Raw genomic sequence first — 19,198 nt, forward strand, 5'->3', positions numbered from 1 at the left:
CCCTCCACCCTCGGGGCCCTGGTCCCGAGGGTTTTCCCCGCCTTATCGTCTCTCCGGATCTACCATGTCCCAGCCTTCCTTCGCCCCCGCCGACTACCAGACCCAACTCGATGCCAAGGCCGGTCGCCTGCGCGACCTGCTGGCGCCCTTCCAGGCGCCCGAGCCGGAGGTCTTCGCCTCGCCGCTGCAGCACTACCGGCTGCGCGCCGAATTCCGCCTGTGGCGGGAGAACGAAGAGCGCCACTACGCGATGTTCGCCCCGGGCGACAAGCACACGCCGATCCTCATCGAGGACTTCCCCATCGCCAGCCAGCGCATCAACGACCTGATGCCCCGGCTCAAGGCCGGCTGGCAGGCGGACGTGGCGCTGTCGTTCAAGCTGTTCCAGGTAGAATTCCTCACCACCCTGAGCGGCGATGCGCTGATCACCCTGGCCTACCACCGCCCGCTGGACGCCGCCTGGCAGGGCGCCGCCGAGCGCCTGGCCGCCGACCTCGGTGTCAGTCTGATCGGTCGCTCCCGCGGTCAGCGCCTGGTGATCGGACGTGACCATGTGCTCGAAGAACTGGAGGTGGCCGGGAAGACCTATAGCTATCTGCAACCCGAGGGCGGCTTCACCCAGCCCAATGGCACCGTCAACCAGAAGATGCTGACCTGGGCCCATACCGCCCTGGGCGAGCGCGAGGACGATCTGCTGGAGCTCTATTGCGGCAACGGCAACTTCACCCTGCCGCTGGCCAGCCGGGTCCGCAAGGTGCTGGCCACCGAGGTGAGCAAGACCTCGGTCAACGCCGCCCTGCACAACCTGGCCAGCAATGGCGTGGACAACGTCAGCCTGGTGCGCCTCTCCGCCGAGGAACTGACCCAGGCGCTCAACGAGGTCCGCCCCTTCCGCCGCCTGGCGGGCGTGGATCTCAAGAGCTACGACTTCGGCACCGTGTTCGTCGATCCGCCGCGCGCCGGCATGGATCCGGACACCTGCGAACTGACCCGCCGCTTCGAGCGCATCCTCTACATCTCCTGCAACCCGGAGACCCTGGCCGAGAACATCGCCCAGCTGCAGGACACCCACCGCATCACCCGCTGCGCCCTGTTCGACCAGTTCCCCTGGACGCACCACATGGAGAGTGGGGTGTTGCTGGAGCGGCGTTGAGCATCGAGCCAGCCCGCGTGGAAAAGGCTGCGCCGTTTTCCACCCTACGCCGCAGCTGAGCGCCTTTCTCCCTTGGGAAGAGGGTTGGGGTGAGGGAAGCCAACAAGCCAAGCCACCCTTGTTGGGCTTCGCTGCGCTCAACCCAACCTACACGAGCCCGAGGTGGCGCCCCCTTGCCCTGCGGGAGAGGACTGGGGTGAGGGAAGCCACCGAGCCGTAGATTGGGTTGAGACAGCTCCATCATCGAAACCCAACAAGCCAAGCCACCCTTGTTGGGCTTCGCTGCGCTCAACCCAGCCTACAAGAGCCCGAGGTGGCGCCCCCTCTCCCTCCGGGAGACGGCTGGGGTGAGGGAAGCCGTACCGTAGGTGGGTTGAGACAGCTCCACCGTCGAAGCCCAACAAGCCAAGCCATCCCTGTTGGGCTTCGCTGCGCTCAACCCAACCTACACGAGCCCGAGGTGGCGCCCCCTCTCCCTCCGGGAGAGGGCTGGGGTGAGGGAGGCCCTACTCGTGAAACTCCGCCACCGTCTCGCGTCGGCCATAGAGGAAGGCGTCGGCCACATGCCGTAGCGGCGCCACGTCCACGTCGGAGCGGTTCTGCGCCACCAGCTCGGCGAAGCGCGCATAGAGACCGGCGTATTCCTGGTCCGGGCCCTGGTGGCTCAGTTGGCCGTCCAGGTACAGCTCGCTGCCGCCCTTGCTCAGGGTCAGGCGACCCGCATCGGTGTCGACGTGGATGTCCCAGGTCTGGGGCCCGGTCTGCAGGAAGTCGAAGTCGGCGGCGATGGGCACCCCGGCGCTGTCGACGAAGGCCAGCTGCGCCGCCACCGGGGTCTGGCAGTTGCCGGGCACCTGCAGCGTCGCCTCCTTGAGAAAGAACGGCCGCGGCAGGATGGCGGTGACAATGGACAGGGCATTGATGCCCGGATCGAAGACGCCCATGCCGCCCGGTTCCCAGATCCAGGCCTGACCCGGATGCCAGACGCGCACGTCTTCCTTCCACTCGATCCGCACCGCCTGAATGCGCTTGCCTTCCAGCCACTCGCGCGCCGGCTGCACGCCCTGGGCATGGCGGGAGTGCCAGGTGGCGAACAGCGAAAGGCGGGCCGCCTCGGCCTGGCGCGCCAGGGCGTCCACCTCGCTGAGGGTCGCCCCCGGCGGTTTCTCCAGCATCACGTGCTTGCCCGCCGCCAGGGCCTCGCGGGCCTGTTCGTAGCGCACCGCCGCGGGGGCGCAGAGCGACACGGCGTCGATCGCCGGACCGTCTTCGAGCAGCGCGCTCAGGCTGGGATAGTGGGCGACGCCGTCGAGCTGGGCATTGCGGCTGGCCACGGCGACCAGCTCGTAGTCGGGATTGGCGGCGAGCGCCGGCAGGTGCTGGTCACGGGCGATCTTGCCCAAACCGACGATGGCTATTCTTATCATGATCGTCCTCGGTAAACGGTAGGAAACCGCCACCTAGGATCGGGCAATCATCACACCAAAGCAACAGCTTCGCGGTCGGTCTGCAGGCTCTCGCGCAACTCCAGCCAACTGCGCAGATTGGCCCCCTCGCGGCCCTTGCGCCACATCAGCCAGGTGGTGGCCCGGGCGAAGCGTGCCTGGATTTCGTGACGCTGCACCCGCTCGCGACCGGGCAGGCTGTCGAGCATGGATTCCGGCATCAGCGCCACTCCGCCGGTGATCACGCAGGCCAGCATGCTGTGGTAGGACTCGATCTCCATCACCGGTCCGCTGGGCACCCCGGCGGCGGCGTACCAGGTGTCCAGGTAGCGACGATAGGAGCAGCCGGCGCGAAAACCGAACACCGGGCGCCCCGCCACGTCGGCGGGCGAACGCACCGGACCGAGTTCCAGCCCGGTGATCAGCACCAGGCGCTCCTCGAACCAGGGCTGGCCTTCCAGCGCCGCGTCGGGCGCCGGGCCGTCCACCAGGGCGGCGTCCAGGCGACCGGCCAGCAGGCCCTCGACCAGTTCGCCGCTGGGGCCGCTGTGCACCTGCAGATTCACCTTGGGATAGCGCTGGTGATAACGCGCCAGCAGCCCCGGCAGGTGGATGGCCGCGGTACTGAACATGGAGCCCAGCACGAAGGTACCGGCCGGCTCACCGCCCTGCACCGCGCTGCGCGCCTCGTCGGCCAGGGCGAACAGGCGATGGGCGTAGTCCAGCAGCCGATGGCCGGCGGCGGTCAGGTGCAGCCGCTGGCGTTCGCGCAGGAACAGCTCCACCCCCAGTTTGTCTTCCAGCTGGCGCAGGCGCGTGGAGAGATTGGATGGCACCCGGTTGAGCCGCTCGGCGGCCTTCACTAGGGATCCCTCCTCGGCAACCGCCTGGAAAATACGTAGCTCTGCGAATTCCATGGATCACCACCTTTCTCTTTAGCTGAACATCTATTTCTCTATTATTCGTTTTTATTGATTAACTTCAAGGCCTAGGCTGTACCCATCCGCTCGCTACTGGAGTCCTGCGATGACCGCCACCACCCGCCTGCTGGCCTGCCTGCTCGCCCTGGCCACCGCCATGGGCATCGGCCGCTTCGCCCTTACCCCCGCCCTGCCGCACCTGATCGCCGAAGGCCAGATCGACCTCACCGGCGCCAGCCTGCTGGCCGCGGCCAACTACCTGGGCTATCTGCTGGGCGCGCTGGATGCGCTCTTCGCCCGCCGCACCCATGCGCGACTGGTCGGCGGCCTCTGGCTCTGCGCCGGCCTGACCCTGGCTTCGCTGCTGGCCGATGGCCTGGCTGCCCAGGCGCTGCTGCGCTTCGGCACCGGCCTGGCCAGCGCCTGGGTGCTGGTGATGGTGACCGGTCTCAGCCAGCCCCTGGCCGCCGAAGCCGGCCGGCCGCGCCTGGGCGCCCTGGTCTTTACCGGTCCCGGGGTGGGCATCCTCATCAGCGGGTTGATGGCCCTCGTCAGCAATCGCCTGGGCGGTGGCTCCAATCAGCTGTGGCTGAGCTACGGCCTGCTCGCCAGCGTGGCGACCCTGGCGCTGCTGCCCCTGCTGCCACGGCGCGGTCCGGCCACACTGTTACCCACCGCCGCAGCGCCGGCCAAGCGTTCCCCGGCCTTCAACCGCCTGATCCTGGCCTATGGCCTGGTGGGCGTCGGCTACATCCTGCCGGCGACCTTTCTTTCGCAGATGGCCGCCAGCCGCTTCCACGGCCAGTGGCAGGCCGACCTCTTCTGGCCCGGCTACGGCCTGGCCGCGGCCCTGGGCGTGGTGCTGGTCAGCCTGAGACGCCCGGGCACCGACACCCGGCGCTGGCTGATCGCGACCCTTTGGCTACAGGCCGCGGGCGTACTGCTCTGCCTCCTGCCGGGCAGCCTGGCGCTGTTCCTCGGCGTGCTGCTCTGCGGCGGTCCCTTCCTCGCCTGCATGCAGTTGGTGATGCAATACGGTCGCGAGCTGGCACCGGCCACGCCGCAACGCAACGCCGGGGTGCTCACCGCCAGCTTCGCCAGCGGCCAGTTGCTCGGTCCGCTGCTCGGCGCGGCGAGCAGCCATTTCGCCGGCGACCTGCAACCGGCCCTGGTGATCGCCGCGCTGGGCCTGCTGTTCGCCGGTCTGCAACTGCGCCGCGCCCGGGCGTCGCTACAGCGCTGCATCGCCTGAATCGTTTCCGCTGCGGCCATTCGTCACAGAAGTAAAACTGGGTGGTTCCTTGTTTTGAAATGTTTCGCCGTTCCTGAGTACAGTGATCGCCGCGCCTCATAGAGGAGGCGCCTCAGGCGCTCGCCATCCACCCTACAAGGAATACAACACTCATGATGAAGGCCTCCGATCTGGTCGTTCGCTGCTTGGAGAACGAGGGTGTGGAATACATCTTCGGCATTCCCGGCGAAGAGAACCTGGACCTGCTGGAATCCCTGCGTCGCTCCTCGCAGATCAAGCTGATCCTGACTCGCCACGAGCAGTCCGCCGGCTTCATGGCCGCCACCTACGGCCGCTTCACCGGCAAGACCGGTGTCTGCCTTTCCACCCTCGGTCCAGGTGCCACCAACCTGGTCACCGCCGGCGCCTACGCCTACCTGGGCGGCATGCCGATGCTGATGCTGACCGGCCAGAAGCCGATCAAGAAATCCAAGCAGGGGCGTTTCCAGATTCTCGACGTGTGCCGCATGATGGCGCCGCTCACCAAGTACACCCACCAGTTCGCCTCCGCCGACAACATCCCGTCGCGCATCCGCGAGGCCTTCCGCCTCGCCGAGGAAGAAAAGCCCGGCTCCGTGCACCTGGAATTGCCGGAAGACATCGCCGACGAGCACACCGAGAGCCTGCCGGTCCCGCCGAGCCTGAGCCGTCGTCCGGTCGCCGAAGCCAAGGCCATCGCCGCCGCCGTCTCCAAGCTGGAAAACGCCCGCAGCCCGGTGCTGGTGCTGGGCGCCGGCACCAACCGCAAGATGACCGCGCGCGTCCTGCGCCAGCTGATCGAGAAGACCGGCATCCCCTTCGTCACCACCCAGCTCGGCAAGGGCGTGGTCGACGAGCGCCATCCGCGCTTCCTGGGCAACGCCGCCCTCTCCGCCGGTGACTTCGTGCACCGTGCGCTGGAGTCCGCCGACCTCATCGTCAACATCGGCCACGATGTGATCGAGAAGCCGCCGTTCTTCATGACCCGCGGCGGTACCGAGGTCATCCACATCAACTTCCGCTCCGCCGAAGTCGATCCGGTGTACTTCCCCCAGGTCGAGGTGGTCGGCGACATCGCCAACGCCATCTGGGAGATCAAGGAGCGCATCGAGGTCCAGCCCACCTGGGACTTCGACCGCCTCCTGACCATCCGCGAAGCCAACGAGGCCCATGTCGCCGAAGGCGCCACCGACGACCGCTTCCCGGTCTATCCCCAGCGCCTGGTGGCCGATCTGCGCCACGTGCTGCCGTCCGACGGCATCGTCGCCCTGGACAACGGCATCTACAAGATCTGGTTCGCCCGCAACTACAAGGCCTACATGCCCAACACGGTGCTGCTGGACAACGCCCTGGCCACCATGGGCGCCGGTCTGCCGTCGGCCATGGCCGCGCGCCTGGTACACCCCAACACCCCCATCGTGGCGGTGTGCGGTGACGGCGGCTTCATGATGAACAGCCAGGAGCTGGAAACCGCGGTGCGTCTGAAGATGAACCTGGTTGTCATCATCCTGCGCGACGACGGCTACGGCATGATCCGCTGGAAGCAGGCGCAGATGGGCTTCGAGGACTTCGGCCTGGACTACGGCAACCCGGACTTCGTCCGCTACGCCGAAAGCTACGGCGCCCACGGCCATCGCGTGGAAAGCGCGGCGGCCTTCGCGCCGCTGGTGCAGCACTGCCTGGACACCCCCGGCGTCCACGTCATCGACTGCCCGGTGGACTACTCCGAGAACGATCGCATCCTGCACCAGGACATCAAGGAGCGCAGCGCGGCGGTCTGATCGCTTAGCCCCGGCGATCCCTACGACGCCCCGGCCTCCAGGTCGGGGCGTTTTTCATGGCGCCTGAAGCAGCCAGTTAGTCCTCTCCGCCATCCAAGCTGGCGCCATATCGTCAAACTAATAGGCAGGAAAAGCCTGAAAAAACAAACAGATACGATGTGGGACCACACAAGACCCTGCCGACTATCCGGGTAATCACACAGCCTATCGTCCGGACTCGAATATCGCGGCGATTCGCGTTCTATTAAGCAACCCTTAAGCACCGCGGTGGATGAGTTCTCGCCGTCCTTGAGCCGTCCTGACGAGCGCCCTGCCCTCGCCGAGGTCGCGGATCGGGACCCGACGGCAGATGGCTCGGTACCCGCAAAGAGTCCTTGGGGTCAATCCGTGGTTACCCGCACAAGCTGCCAAGCGCCCCCTTCGCGCCGCCGGCTTCTGCCGGCCGGCTGACGAATCGACAGAGGCTGCCGTAACCGCGAAGCACGAGGCGCGAGGTCCCCGGACCCGCACCTTCCAACGCTCCGCTATCCAGGTAGTCCACATGCAGCAAGTTGGCTGGAATCCACTAAGCAATATAAGCGTCAGGGCCAAGCTGGGCCTTGGCTTCGCCCTGCTCATCGGCATGATCCTGCTGGTGGCCTACACCGGCTGGTCGGCCACCGATACCCTGCGCGATCGCAGCGAGCGCATGAACGATATCGCCGGCTACAGCACCCTGGCCCGCGACATGCGCATCGAGCGACTGGTGTATTTCACCAAGGCCGATGACGCCCAGGCGGCCAAGTGGCTCGCCGCCCTGGACAAGACAGAAGGCCAGTTGCAGGCCATCGTCCCGCACTTCAACTCCCCGGCGAACAAGGCCCTGCTCGACGAGGCCGGAGCCGCGCTCAAACGCTATCGCGACTTCTACAACCAGACGATCACCGCCACCCGCGAGCGGGAATCCATCCGCAAGATCGCCAGCAATGCGGCAGAGGCGGCCAATGCCCAGCTGCTGGCACTGGCCGAAGAGGCGAATGGCGAGACCGGCCGCCAGGCCGATCGCCAGCAGCTGGCGGCGCTGTTCATCGGTGTACAGCGGATGAGGGTCGATTTCCGCGGCTACGCCAGCTTACCCGGGAAGGACACTGAGCAGACGGCACGCACCTCCGTCAATGCCACCCTCACCCAGGCCAAGGCGCTCGGCACCACGGCGTTGCCGACCGAGACCGTGCAAAAGCTGGTCGGTGAAATCACCGCCTACGGGCAGCGTCTCGACCAGCTGGTGGCCGCGCAGGCGCAGGTGGATCAGGCGCAGGGCGGTATCACCACCACCATCACCACCCTGCTCGGCATCGCCGACAAGCTCACCGCCATCCAGCAGGAATTCCGCGCGGCCGACGTGGCCGGTGCCCGTCAGCTGCTGTTGATCTGGCTGGCCGTCGCCATCGCCCTGGGCCTGACCTGTGCCTGGCTGATCACCCGCTCTATCGTCAAGCCCTTGCAGGACACCGTGACCCTGGCCAAGCAGGTTGCCAACGGTGACTTCACCCATCAGCTGGAGGTGACCCGCAAGGATGAACTGGGCGCGCTGCAGACCAGCATGCAAGGCATGACCGGCAACCTGCGGCGCCTGATCGGCGAGGTGCGCGACGGGGTGGTTCAGGTGGCCAGTGCTGCCGAGCAGCTGTCGGCGGTCACCGAGCAGACCAGTGCTGGCGTGCAATCGCAAAAGGTCGAGACCGACCAGATCGCCACCGCCATGCAGGAAATGACCGCCACCACCCACGAGGTGGCGCGCAACGCCGGGAATGCCGCCAAGTCCGCACTGGAAGCGAGTAGGCAGGCCCAGCAAGGGGAGCAGTCGGTGAGCAAGGCGGTCGACCAGATCGAGGTGCTGGCCCGGGAAATGGAATCGACCAAGGCCGCCATGGCCACCCTGCGCGGCCATGCCGACAGCATCGGCGGCGTGCTCGACGTGATCAAGGCCGTCTCCGAGCAGACCAATCTGCTGGCGCTCAATGCCGCCATCGAAGCCGCTCGGGCCGGCGAGGCGGGCCGCGGCTTCGCGGTGGTCGCCGACGAGGTCCGCGGCCTGGCTCAGCGCACCCGCTCCTCGACGGACGAGATCGCCCAGCTCATCACCGGCCTGCACCAGAGCACCGACCGCATGGCGACGGTGCTCGACCACAATGTGCAGCTGACCGACAGCAGCGTCGGCCTGTCGCGCGAGGCGGGCGAGATGCTCAAGCGCATCACCCAGTCGGTCAAGGACATCGAATCGATGAATGAACAGATCGCCTGCGCCGCCGAGCAGCAGAGTTCGGCGGGCGAGGAGATCAGCCGCAATGTCACCAACGTCCGCGACATCTCCGACCAGACCGCGGCCGCCAGCGAAGAGACGGCGTCCTCGAGCATGGAGCTGGCCCGCATCGGCGTACGCCTGCAGGAGATGACGGCGCGCTTCAAGGTGTAGGTCTGGCGCCGGGGGCTTCCCTCACCCCGACCCTCTCCCCCAGGGAGAGGGGGCGCACCCGGTGTGGCCCGCGCAGGGTGGAAAACGGCGTAGCCTTTTCCACGCGGACGAACCCGCTGCGATAGCGGCTTCGCTGCAAACCACCCTGCAGATCGCTCACCCCTCCCCTCTCCCATGGGGAGAGGAGGCGCACCCGATATGGCCCGACGTAGGGTGGAAAACGGCGCAGCCTTTTCCACGCGGACGAACCCGCTGCGATAGCGGCTTCGCTGTAAACCAACCTGCAGATCCCTCACCGCGACCCTCTCCCATGAGGAGAGGAGGCGCACCCGGTGCGGCCCAGCGTTAGGGTGGAAAACGGCGCAGTCTTTTCCACGCGAAAGAGCCCGCTGCGATAGCGGCTTCGCTGCAAACCAGCCTGCAGATCCCTTACCGCGCCCCCAGGGAGAGGGAGCGCACCCGCTATGCCCCAGCGCAGGGTGGAAAACGGCGCAGCCTTATCCACCCTCGGGTAGCAACTCCCCTACTCCAGGCTGGCCTCTTCCAGCAACCACCGCTCGAAAAGCGCCAGCGTCGGATCGACGGCCTCCGCGGGACGGGTCACCAGCACATAGCGCTCGCGCAGTTCGGGCATGACCGGCCAGGGCGCCTGGAGGCGGCCGGTGGCCAGGTCTTCCTCGATGTAGCGCTGGGGCACCAGAGCCATGCCGAAACCGGCCTTGGCGGCCTCGATCAGCAGCGAATAGCGATCATAGGTAGGGCCGGTCACCTGGGCACCTAAGGGCAGTCCGGTGAGCGCGGCATAACGACGCCAGCTGTGCGGACTCTCCCGCTTGTGCAACAACGGCAGACTGGCCGGCGGATGATCGGCCAGCCGCGGATGACAGACCGCGACCAGTTGCGCCTCGAACAGCCGTTGCACCCTCAGGCTCTGCCAGGCCGGATGCTCGTAGTTGATCGCGGCATGCAGGCCGCTGTCCTCCAGGGCGAAGGGCTGCGTCCGCTCGCGCAGGTTGACCTGGATCTCCGGATGGCGCTCGTGGAAACGCGCCAGGAGGGGGATCAGCCAGCGACCGGCCAGGGTCGGGATGACGCCGATCTCCAGCGTCGTGGCGCCGCGGGCCTGGGCGATCAGTTGCTGGGTATGGCGCTCGATGTCGGCGAGCGCCGTGCGCATCTGCGCAGCATAGCCGGCACCGGCGGCGGAGAGCTCGACGCGATTGCCGATCCGATTGAACAGCCGGACACCCACCGCAGCCTCCAGCTTGGCGATCTGCCGGCTGATGGCGCCCTCACTCAGCGCCAGCTCCTGCGCGGCCCTGGCAAAGCTGAGATGGCGGGCAGCCGCTTCCAGGGCCACCAGCGCCGTGGTGCTGGGCAGGCGTCTAGTCATCGGCGGTCATCCTTGGCGGCGGGGCGGCACAGGATGACGCCTGGGCAAGCTGCCTTGCAAAAAAATCCGTAACGCTCGCCGGCCCGCGCCTCCTAGCATGAGCGGACCTGAAGACCAAGGAAGCGCGAGCCATGATGACGAGGACGTCCACCTTGAACAGGGTCGACCGGGTTCTGCTGGGCATGGGTCTGGTGATTCCTGTCTGGCTGACGATCGGTGTAGGACTGACCGCCCTGGCCTATCCCGGCTATAGCCATGTCGACCACGCCCTGAGTCGGTTGGGCGCCATTGGTGCGCCCACCCAGGGCTTTTCCGCCTGGATCAACAACCTGCCGCTCGGCATGCTCTTCGTGCTGGTGGCCCTGGGCCTGGCCCGGCGCTTTCGCGGATCGCGCCTGGCCCGCCTGAGTGCGGCCCTGATCCTGCTGCATGGTCTGGCGAGCTTCGCCACCGGCGTCTTTCCCTGCGATCAGGGCTGCTCCCCGGTGCAGCCCTCGCGCTCGCAAACGCTGCACAACCTGGCGGGCCTGGTGATGTTCCTGTCGCTGACCCTGGCCAGCGCACTCTGGGGCTGGCTTGGCAGGCGCCTGCTGGCCTCGCCGGGCTTTGCCTGCTTGTCGATCCTCTGTACCGCGCTGGCGCTAATCACCGCGGCCCTGATGGCGGGAGCGGTCACCGACGGCCAAGGCTTCGGACTCTACCAGCGCCTCAACTACGCCACGGGCGTCTGCTGGCTCGCGGTCCTGGTCTGGCTGGCCCGGCACGAACGCGGGTAACCGGCGGCAAGCGGCACGGCGGACGCCTCAGGCCTGTACGGTCAGGGCGACCAGCCGCGCCACCAGCGGTCTGACCAGCAGCACGCAGACGAACGCCGCAGGCATCGCCACCTGGTAGGCGTTCATCACATTCCTGAAGTAATGGGCATCGAACCCGAACTCGGCCAGGGTGATCACCAGGCACATCAGCAAGGCCATGATGGTCGACATATAGAGGGCGAACACATAGGGCGTCACGCCCTTGGGCAGGCGTCGTCTGGCGGGAAGCGCTGGAGTCTGGGAATTCATCGGCTAGTCTCTGGTGGATGGGCGAGGCCAAGCTAACAAGCAGCGGAACCGGCCGGTAGCCGCCTCGTCGTTGGTTCACCTTCAACAGAAATCAACGAATACAGCGACAGGGATCTCGTGGACATCCTGGGTTTGATCAGTACCTACATCAAGGTCGTGGAAGCCGGCAGCATCGCCGGGGCTGCCCGTGGCCTGGGCCTGAGTGCGGCCGCGGTAAGCCAGAGCCTGGCCCGACTGGAGGCGCATCTGGGTGTGCGTCTACTGTCGCGGACCACGCGCCGCCTGGCCATGACGGAAAGCGGGGCCCGCTATTTCGACCAGGTCCGACATATCCCGCAGGAGGTCGAGAGTGCCGCCCAGTCGGCGACCCTGGCCAGCGAACCCCAGGGAGCGCTGCGAGTGGCGACCACCGCCGCCTTCGGCCGGCATCTGCTGGCGCCGCTGCTGCCGGCGTTCAAGCGCCGCTATCCGGGCATCGACATCGAACTGATCGGCTCCGACCGGCGCCTGGATCATCGCCTGGAACAGATAGACGTCAGCCTGAGGATCAAGGCGCAGCTCAGCGACAGCCTGGTCGCCCGACGCATCGCGTCCCGGGCCTTTCTGTTCTGCGCGGCGCCCGCCTATCTGGCACACGCGGGCACACCGCGCACTCCGGAAGACCTGCAGCAGCACGCCTGCCTGCTGTTTCGCTATCCCACCGACGGGCGCTATCTGCCCTGGCGATTCGAACGCGAAGGCCAGGTCTTCGAGGCAGCTACGCGTCCCGGTTTCGTCTGCGACGACATCGACATGCTGGCGCAGATCGCGGTGAACGGCGGCGGCATCGCGCGCCTGGCGGACTTCGTCGCCCTGCCGCTGATCGAGCGCGGACAGCTGATACCGCTGTTCGGCGCGGATAGTCAGGGCGCCACGTCGGCCCAGTCGGAAGCCATGGATATCTATGCCTGCGTCGCCGAACGTTCGGCGCTGACCGGCAAGGTGCGCGCCTTCATCGACTTTCTCGAAGAGGCGTTGCAGACCCGCGACGGGACGGTGCCCGCTCACTGAACAGGCCTGCGTCGGCAGCGCTGCGGTCAGTGCCCCCCGCCGTCGGTGATGAAGTAGGTAGCCCGGTCCAGGCCGCGTGGCAACTGCTCAGGGGTTCGGTTGATCAGGCCGATGTCCTTGGCGGCATCGTAGCCCAGGCGCCGTCTGTTGCTCTCGGAGGACAGCAGGGTGGTGAGCTCCTCCGGGGCCAGCTTGAGGCAGCCCTTGTAGATCTCGCGGAATTTGAGGTTCTCACGCTCGACATCTTCGAACGCCTGCTTGGCCTGGTCAGGCTTCATGTACCCATTCACGGCGATGGACGTCGCGGCCGGATGCAGGAGAAAGGTGGACAACGGCGCGGCATAGCGATCCTCGGTCGCGCAGTAGATCAGCGTGGCGGAAGAGTCCGTCGCGGCGGCATTGATGGTGTTTAGATGCAGCGGATAGTGACGGATGAATTCGTAGGCCACATAGCCCGCCTCCATGTCGCCACCATGGCTGTTGAGATAGAGATTGACGTTCTTGACGGCGGGGTATTTGAAAGCGATGTCGCTGAGGGCGGCGAGCAGGGAGCTGACCGCTCGATCGCTGATGCCGCTGTTGAAGTACACCGAGGCGGTGTCGGCAGTGGCCGCACCGCCCTCCCCGCGGATGACGGTCATGTCGGCCGCAGCCTCCGTCAGCCAGCTCGCGACCAGCAGCGCCAGGACGACCCTGGACAGCCGTGGCGCACGCGTCGAACGTCTCATCCCTGCTCGCTCCCTTCTCGGCATCAGGCCTGAAAAGGTAGATAGCGCGGCTTAAGGTCGGCTTAACCCATCGGGGTGCGCAGGTTCGCGCTGGCCTCAGTCCTTTTTCAGCAGCCCGGCCAGTCCGGCGAAGGGATTGTGGGTGGCCTGGGCCACCTTGGGCGAGCTCAGGGAACTGTCGCTGAAGTACTGCTGATCGGTGTAGCGACTGTGCTCGTTGTCGTGGCAGTACAGGCACAGCAATTCCCAGTTGGAGCCATCCTGGGGATTGTTGTCGTGGTTGTGGTCACGGTGGTGCACGGTCAGCTCGCTCAGGCGCTTGCCGGAGAATTCGCGGGCACAGCGACCGCAGACGTGGGGATACATCTTCAGCGCCTTGTCGCGGTAACCGCGTTCGCGCTCGCGCTGGGTCTCGGCGAGGATTCGATCCAGCTTCGAGGTATCGGTAGCCATGCTGCGTCCTGAGGGGTCGTGTCGGGAGGCTCAGTATAGCCCGCGCCTGGCCCCGCGGGTGATCAGGCACGAGTCCACTCAGGGCTTCGGCTGGGCGCACCCCTCCTCCCCCTCGAATTCGGCGAAATACTGCTCCGCCATGGCCCGCAACGAGCGGCCGATGTTGGCGTACTCGTATTCGTTGAGGTTGGCGAGAGAGACCCGGGCAGCCGGTTGCTGGGTGCCGAAGCCCTTGCCGGGGAGGAGCACGATGCCGGTCTCCCTGGCGATGCGGAACAGCAGGTCGCCACTGCTGAATTTGGCCTTCACCCAGGTGGCGAAGGCGTCGCCATGGAGCTTGCGCGCCAGGTCTTCCAGATCCAGCAGGGTGTAATAGTCGACGGCGTTGGGATCGTTCTCCGGGGCGACGCCCAGTTCGCGATAGAGGGCGGCTTCACGGCGCCGCACCAGCTTTTTCAGCTCGGTCTTGTAGCCGTCGCTTTCGTCCATCAGGGCGAACAGCGCGAACAGCACCATCTGCACCTGCTGCGGCGTGGAGAGCCCGGCCGTGTGGTTGAGCGCCACGGTGCGGCTGTCGGCGACGAGCCGATCGAGGAATTTGAGGCCGCGCACGTCCGGCAGCAGGCTGCCGTAGCGGCGGTCCAGGGAGGCCTTGGTCGCCTCGGGCAGTTCGGCCAGGGCCTGGTCGAAGATGCTGTCCTTGTGCGCGCCTATCACCCCCAGGCGCCAGCCGGTGGCACCGAAGTACTTGGAGAAGGAATACACCAGCAGGGTGTTGCGCGGGCAGGTGGCGAACAGCGAACGGAAGTCGTCGGCGAAGGTGCCGTAGACATCGTCGGTGAGGATGAAGAGGTCCGGACGCGCCTCGGCGACGAGGCGGGCGACGGTGGCCAGGCTGCGGTCGTCCATCTTCACCGAGGCCGGATTGCTGGGGTTGATGCAGAAGAAGATCTTGATTGTCGGATCGCGCAGCTTGTCGAGTTCGCTATCCGGATACTGCCAGTTCGCCTGGGGATCGGCGTGGATGTGCACCTGCTCCAGACCGAATTCTTCCAGCTCCGGGATCTCGATGTAGGGGGTGAAGGCCGGCATGCCGATGGCCACCTTGTCACCCCGCTTGACCAGGCCGTTCTGCTGCAGCGAATGGAAGATGTAGGTCATGGCGGCCGTGCCGCCCTCCACGGCGAAGAGGTCGACCGAGCCGGCGGGCACGTAGCCGCCGATCATCTCCTTGACGATGTAGTGGCTGACCACCTGCTCGGAGATCTTGAGCATGCGCGGCGGCACCGGGTAGTTGGCGCCGAGGATGCCTTCCACCATCTCGTGGAGAAAGGCCGAGGCCGACAGACCCAGCTGGTCGCGCACATAGCTCAGGCTCTTGGCCAGGAACAGCACGCCGGGCTGGTCGCGGTGTTCGGCGGTATAGCGCTCGAAGCGCGCCTCAATGCCATCGATCTGCGGCAGGCCGCCGACCCCGTGAGGCATGTAGGAATAGGACAGTTCCGCCTCGCTGGTGGCGAACAGGCCGAGGCGGAAGAAGGCCCGCCGCGGCAGGGTGGCCAGGAAGTTGGGATTGCCGCGACCGGCGTTGAGCATCAGGCGGTTCTCGCTGCCCGAGGCGAGATTGATCAGTTCGTCCTTGAGTTCGAACGGACTCAGTTTGGCGTACTGGGCGTAATCGTCTTGAACTTCGCTCATGACTTGTTTCCTTCGGTTAGGCGAAGGCCACGACCAGTGGCCCGAGCAGGGTGAGAAACACGTTGGCCAGGGCGTAGGTGACCGCGAAGGGCACCGTGGGGATCGAGTTGCCGGCCTTGTCCAGCACCTCGCCGAAGGCGGGGTTGGCACTGCGCGCTCCGGCTACGGCCCCGGCGAACAGCGCCAGGTTGCGGTAGCGCAGCACATAGCGACCGACCAGGATGGTGATGACGATGGGCACCACGCAGACCACCACCCCGATGAGGAAGATGGAGAGGCCCTGGGTGGCGATGGTCTCCACCGCCTGGCGTCCGGACTGCAGCCCCACCACCGCCACGAAGCCGGCCAGGCCAAGGTCGCGCAACAGGGTCGAGGCCGGCAACGGCAGGTTGCCGCGGGTCAGGTGGCGACTGCGATACCAGCCAAAGACCAGGCCGGCGATCAGCGCCCCGCCGCCGCTGCCCAGGGTCAGGGGGATGGCGCCCAGGCGGATCACGACCAGGCCGATGAGCAGCCCGACGGCCAGACCGAAGCCATGGAAGACGAAGTCGGTCTTGTCGCTGGGGACGATGATGGAGCCGACCTGCTGGGCGACTCTCTGGATGTCGTCCGGGGTGCCATAGAGGGTGACCAGGTCGCCTGCCTCGATGACGGTATCGGGCTCCAGCGCCAGGGGCCGCCCGGCGCGTTTCACGCCAACCACGTAGACGCCGTGGCGCAGGGCCTGGCTGGCGGCCTGGCGGATCTCGGCCACGCGGCGACCGACGAAGGTCGGGTTGTCGAGGCTGACGTCGCGCTGCACCACCACCACGTCCATGTCGGGCGAGGACTGCAACTCGGCGCCCAGGCGCCCGGCGATGGCCACCACCCCGGCGCGCCGCCCCACCACCAGCACCACGTCGCCGGCTTCCAGCACCGTCGTCGGGGTCACCCCGACCAGGGCGCCGCCGCGCTTGATGCGCTCGATGGTGAGGGCCGCCTGGGGATCGCCCTGGTCGCTGACCTCCAGTTGTGCCACAGTCTGGCCGGCCGCCTGGTCGATGCGATAGAGCCGTCCCACCAGCGGCGGGATGGCGGGCAATTCCCCCGGGCCATAGACCTTGGCCCCGGCCAGCAACTCGGCCTCGGCCTGGGTCGCATCGTCGCGGATGCTGCGCCGCATGAACCAGGGCAGCACATTGACGCAGAGGATGATGGCGCCAAAGGAGCCGAAGATGTAGGTCACCGCATAGCCCACGGCGACGTTGCCCTGCAGTGTCTGGATCTGCTCCAGCGGCAAGTCGAGCTTGGCGATGGCGGCGCTGGCGGTGCCGATGATGGCGGACTGGGTCATGGAGCCGGCGGCGATCCCCGCGGCGATGCCCTTGTCGAGGCCGAACAGGCGGGCGCAGGCGATGACGGTCAGCAGGCCGCTGAGCGCCATCACCGCGGCCAGGACGATCTCGCGCAACGATTGCCGACCCAGGGAGCGAAAGAACTGCGGTCCGCTCTCGAAGCCTACGGCGTAGATGAACAGCGCGAAGAGCACCGACTTGATGCCGTTGTCGATGCTGATGCCGATCTGGCTGATGACCACCGCCACCAGCAGCGAGCCGGCAACCCCACCCAGCTGGAACTTGCCGAACTGGATGCTGCCGACCCAGTAACCGATGGCCAGGGACAGGAACAGGGCCAGTTCCGGTGCCTGATTCAAGATCTGCCGCAGGTATTCCATGGGAGCCGCCTTCGACCAGGGATTCGAGAGCGGAACGAAGTGAAGGGGGTCCGGGCTGGCCTTCGAACGGCCCGGCGAGCCACGGCTCCACCTGCTACGCCACCTTGCCCTGCAGGAAACTCCTGACAGCGAGGGCGCCCCGCCGACGTTAGTCTGGTCATATGAAGACCTATGTCGGCATGGCCCAAAGAACCTAAGCACAGCATTCTAGAGCTGTCAAAAGCGCAGCCACCGCGAATCGGCGCCGCGAAGACAGACTTCGCGGGCGTGAAATCCGCTCCCCATGGCGGGGCTCGGCAGGCCACCGGCAGCCCGCCGACACTGGCCTGGCAGGAAGGTCGAGCGCGCCAGCGCCTGGCGTTCTCGGGTGGAACTCACCTGGCACCCCTACCTGCCATTCATCGGGTACTTCGGCGCGGTTCATCCGGGTTTCGGGTGATCCTTTCGCCCTCGGCCGCGCCCCTTGGCCGCGTCACCGGCTAGAGCTTCATGCCCACCGCCAGCCGGTTGAAGGCGTTCATCAGCGCCACGACAAAGGTGAGGTCGGAGATTTCGGCATCGCTGAAATGCGTCCTCAGCGATTCATAGACGGCATCGGGCGCGCCCTTCTCGGCGACGGCGGTCAGGGTCTCGGCCCACTCCAGGGCGGCGCGCTCGCGGGCATCGAACAGCTCGCTGATGCGCCAGCCGGCCAGGCGATCCAGCTTGGCCTGGCTGACGCCCTGCTCGCGCAGGGTTTCGGCGTGCTTGCCCAGGCAGAAGGCGCAGCCGTTGATCTGGGAGATGCGCAGGTAGATCAGCTCCACCAGTTCCAGGCCGAGGGCGCTCTGCGCCAGGGCCTGGCCCGTGGCGATCAGCCCCTGATAGGCGGCGGGCGAGAGGGTGGAAAACGGCAGTCGTAGTTGGCTCATGGCTTACTCCAGGGTCGTGGTCACAGGGTGGGCGAGATGGCGGAAGGGCACCTCGCGGGAGAGTTGTTCACGGGCGCTCGCCAGGGTGTCGGCCACCTCAGCCGGGTCGCCGACCAGGCCCTCCAGATAGCTGAAGTGCAGGTCGAACAGCCCGAGCGTGCCCAGGGCATGGCGCACGTAGGAGGTCAGGAAATCCGGCTGCCGTGCGCGTGGCCCGCGGTGATGACCGCCCGAACTGACCAGCAGATAGACCGGCCGATCGGCCAGCAGGCCGCGCTTGCCCTCGGCGGTGGACTCGAAGGTGCGGCCGATGCGCAGCACGAAGTCCAGCCACAGCTTGAGCGCCGCCGGCAGGGTGAAGTTGTGCAACGGCGTATTGATCAGCAGCAGGTCACTGGCCTCCAGCTCGCCGATGAGGGTTTCGGACAGGGCGAATACCGGCGCCTCCGGGGGCGTCCGCCGGGTCAGGGCTTCGGCATAGTCGGCGCTCAGCGGTGGCAGCGGCGCGGTAGCCAGATCCCGCTCCAGTACCTGCAGGCGGGGATAGCCCTGGCGCAGGGCAGCCAGGAGTTCGCCGGCCAGCCGATGCCCGTGGGAGGCGGCCGGGCGCGGGCTGGCGTTGAGGTAGAGGGCGGTCTTCATGCCGGCACCTCTCCGCTCAGGCGCTCGGCGAAATGCAGGCCACGGGCGAGCAGGCCCTGACGGAAATAGAAGCGCTGGGCCAGGGGCATATGCAGCCCGGTATCCAGGATCAGATGGGAGCAGCCGCACTCCAGGGCCTCGCTACGGACCGCTGCCAGCAGGCGGGCCCCCAGGCCATCGCGCTGGCGAGCCGGCGCCACCACCAGATCGTCCACATAGAGGAAACGACCGTAGAGCAGATTTTCCAGTTCGCGGTAACCGGCCAGGCCGACCACCTCGCCCTCCGCCAGGGCGGCCAGCAGCCGATAACCCTGGGCCGCCTGGCGCTGAAGTTGCGCCTGGTAGCGCTCGGCGTCGGCGAGATGGGGGCGCAGAACCTGCATCAGCGGCAGACTGGCCTGGCACAGGGGATGATCGGGCGGCAGTGGCTGGAAGATCAGGGCCATGGTGAGGGTCTCTAGGAAAGATGCCTCCACTCTAGGCAGCCAATGGCCTAGGCTATAGAGCCAAGAAAGCTAAAA

At 66.7% G+C, this 19,198-nt stretch carries 17 protein-coding genes; 6 read left to right on the forward strand and 11 right to left on the reverse strand.

Features of this window, described 5'->3' with window-relative positions; translation table 11 throughout:
* The first annotated feature begins 64 nt into the window (after nt 1–64).
* Nucleotides 65–1,153, forward strand: a complete 1,089-nt coding sequence (trmA, locus tag OXS31_RS04040; protein ID WP_115945947.1) for a tRNA (uridine(54)-C5)-methyltransferase TrmA — start codon at nt 65–67, stop codon at nt 1,151–1,153.
* Nucleotides 1,154–1,659: 506 nt separating this feature from the next.
* Here the strand turns inward: trmA and OXS31_RS04045 are convergent.
* Both OXS31_RS04045 and OXS31_RS04050 read right to left on the reverse strand, forming a co-directional pair.
* Nucleotides 1,660–2,580, reverse strand: coding sequence for a Gfo/Idh/MocA family oxidoreductase (locus OXS31_RS04045; protein WP_027602628.1), 921 nt, complete (start codon nt 2,578–2,580; stop codon nt 1,660–1,662).
* A gap of 50 nt (nt 2,581–2,630) precedes the next feature.
* Nucleotides 2,631–3,515: a LysR family transcriptional regulator gene (locus OXS31_RS04050; protein ID WP_027602627.1), complete on the reverse strand. Its 885-nt coding sequence runs from the start codon at nt 3,513–3,515 to the stop codon at nt 2,631–2,633.
* Nucleotides 3,516–3,624: 109 nt separating this feature from the next.
* Here OXS31_RS04050 and OXS31_RS04055 point away from each other — a divergent pair, with 109 nt between their 5' ends.
* The 3 genes from OXS31_RS04055 to OXS31_RS04065 all read left to right on the forward strand — a co-directional run bounded on the left by OXS31_RS04055 (nt 3,625) and on the right by OXS31_RS04065 (nt 9,024).
* A complete protein-coding gene (locus OXS31_RS04055; protein WP_027602626.1) occupies nt 3,625–4,770 on the forward strand; it encodes a YbfB/YjiJ family MFS transporter in 1,146 nt (381 codons plus the stop codon).
* Nucleotides 4,771–4,922: 152 nt separating this feature from the next.
* Nucleotides 4,923–6,569 (forward strand): acetolactate synthase large subunit, encoded by a 1,647-nt coding sequence (locus OXS31_RS04060; protein WP_027597019.1) that lies wholly within the window; start codon nt 4,923–4,925, stop codon nt 6,567–6,569.
* Between the two features lie 541 nt (nt 6,570–7,110).
* Entirely contained in the window at nt 7,111–9,024 is a 1,914-nt protein-coding gene (locus OXS31_RS04065; RefSeq protein WP_267398032.1) for a methyl-accepting chemotaxis protein, read from the forward strand.
* A gap of 523 nt (nt 9,025–9,547) precedes the next feature.
* On the opposite strand, the gene OXS31_RS04070 is transcribed toward OXS31_RS04065, so the two are convergent.
* On the reverse strand, nt 9,548–10,417 hold the full coding sequence (locus OXS31_RS04070; RefSeq protein WP_115945945.1) for a LysR substrate-binding domain-containing protein: 870 nt from the start codon (nt 10,415–10,417) through the stop codon (nt 9,548–9,550).
* 152 nt (nt 10,418–10,569) lie between these two features.
* Between OXS31_RS04070 and OXS31_RS04075 the strand changes: the two genes are divergently transcribed.
* Entirely contained in the window at nt 10,570–11,193 is a 624-nt protein-coding gene (locus tag OXS31_RS04075) for a DUF998 domain-containing protein (protein ID WP_267398033.1), read from the forward strand.
* A 27-nt stretch (nt 11,194–11,220) separates the two neighbouring features.
* Here OXS31_RS04075 and OXS31_RS04080 read toward each other — a convergent pair whose 3' ends face one another.
* Nucleotides 11,221–11,481 (reverse strand): DUF2798 domain-containing protein, encoded by a 261-nt coding sequence (locus tag OXS31_RS04080; protein WP_042135969.1) that lies wholly within the window; start codon nt 11,479–11,481, stop codon nt 11,221–11,223.
* 117 nt (nt 11,482–11,598) lie between these two features.
* Between OXS31_RS04080 and OXS31_RS04085 the strand changes: the two genes are divergently transcribed.
* Nucleotides 11,599–12,531, forward strand: coding sequence for a LysR family transcriptional regulator (locus tag OXS31_RS04085; RefSeq protein ID WP_267398036.1), 933 nt, complete (start codon nt 11,599–11,601; stop codon nt 12,529–12,531).
* A gap of 26 nt (nt 12,532–12,557) precedes the next feature.
* Here the strand turns inward: OXS31_RS04085 and OXS31_RS04090 are convergent, their stop codons facing one another.
* The 7 genes from OXS31_RS04090 to OXS31_RS04120 all read right to left on the reverse strand — a co-directional run bounded on the left by OXS31_RS04090 (nt 12,558) and on the right by OXS31_RS04120 (nt 19,123).
* Nucleotides 12,558–13,259 carry an ATP-dependent Clp protease proteolytic subunit gene (locus tag OXS31_RS04090; RefSeq protein WP_267398037.1) on the reverse strand — a complete coding sequence of 234 codons (702 nt, stop codon included), beginning with the start codon at nt 13,257–13,259 and terminating at the stop codon, nt 12,558–12,560.
* Between the two features lie 96 nt (nt 13,260–13,355).
* Complete coding sequence (locus OXS31_RS04095; RefSeq protein WP_007159345.1) at nt 13,356–13,712, reverse strand: YajD family HNH nuclease; 357 nt, start codon at nt 13,710–13,712, stop codon at nt 13,356–13,358.
* A 78-nt stretch (nt 13,713–13,790) separates the two neighbouring features.
* Entirely contained in the window at nt 13,791–15,410 is a 1,620-nt protein-coding gene (locus OXS31_RS04100) for a bifunctional aspartate transaminase/aspartate 4-decarboxylase (RefSeq protein ID WP_267398038.1), read from the reverse strand.
* 16 nt (nt 15,411–15,426) lie between these two features.
* Nucleotides 15,427–17,124: an aspartate-alanine antiporter gene (gene aspT, locus OXS31_RS04105; RefSeq protein ID WP_267398039.1), complete on the reverse strand. Its 1,698-nt coding sequence runs from the start codon at nt 17,122–17,124 to the stop codon at nt 15,427–15,429.
* Nucleotides 17,125–17,603: 479 nt separating this feature from the next.
* The gene (locus OXS31_RS04110) at nt 17,604–18,035 is read right to left on the reverse strand and encodes a carboxymuconolactone decarboxylase family protein (RefSeq protein ID WP_267398040.1); all 432 of its coding nucleotides are present in this window, start codon (nt 18,033–18,035) and stop codon (nt 17,604–17,606) included.
* A 3-nt stretch (nt 18,036–18,038) separates the two neighbouring features.
* On the reverse strand, nt 18,039–18,677 hold the full coding sequence (locus OXS31_RS04115; protein ID WP_267398041.1) for an NAD(P)H-dependent oxidoreductase: 639 nt from the start codon (nt 18,675–18,677) through the stop codon (nt 18,039–18,041).
* Nucleotides 18,674–19,123: a GNAT family N-acetyltransferase gene (locus OXS31_RS04120; protein ID WP_267398042.1), complete on the reverse strand. Its 450-nt coding sequence runs from the start codon at nt 19,121–19,123 to the stop codon at nt 18,674–18,676. The genes OXS31_RS04115 and OXS31_RS04120 overlap by 4 nt, the downstream gene beginning before the upstream one ends.
* Nucleotides 19,124–19,198: the final 75 nt, after the last annotated feature.

It is taken from the genome of Pseudomonas sp. GM_Psu_1, assembly GCF_026544185.1.
Classification (GTDB): domain Bacteria; phylum Pseudomonadota; class Gammaproteobacteria; order Pseudomonadales; family Pseudomonadaceae; genus Chryseomonas; species Chryseomonas oryzihabitans.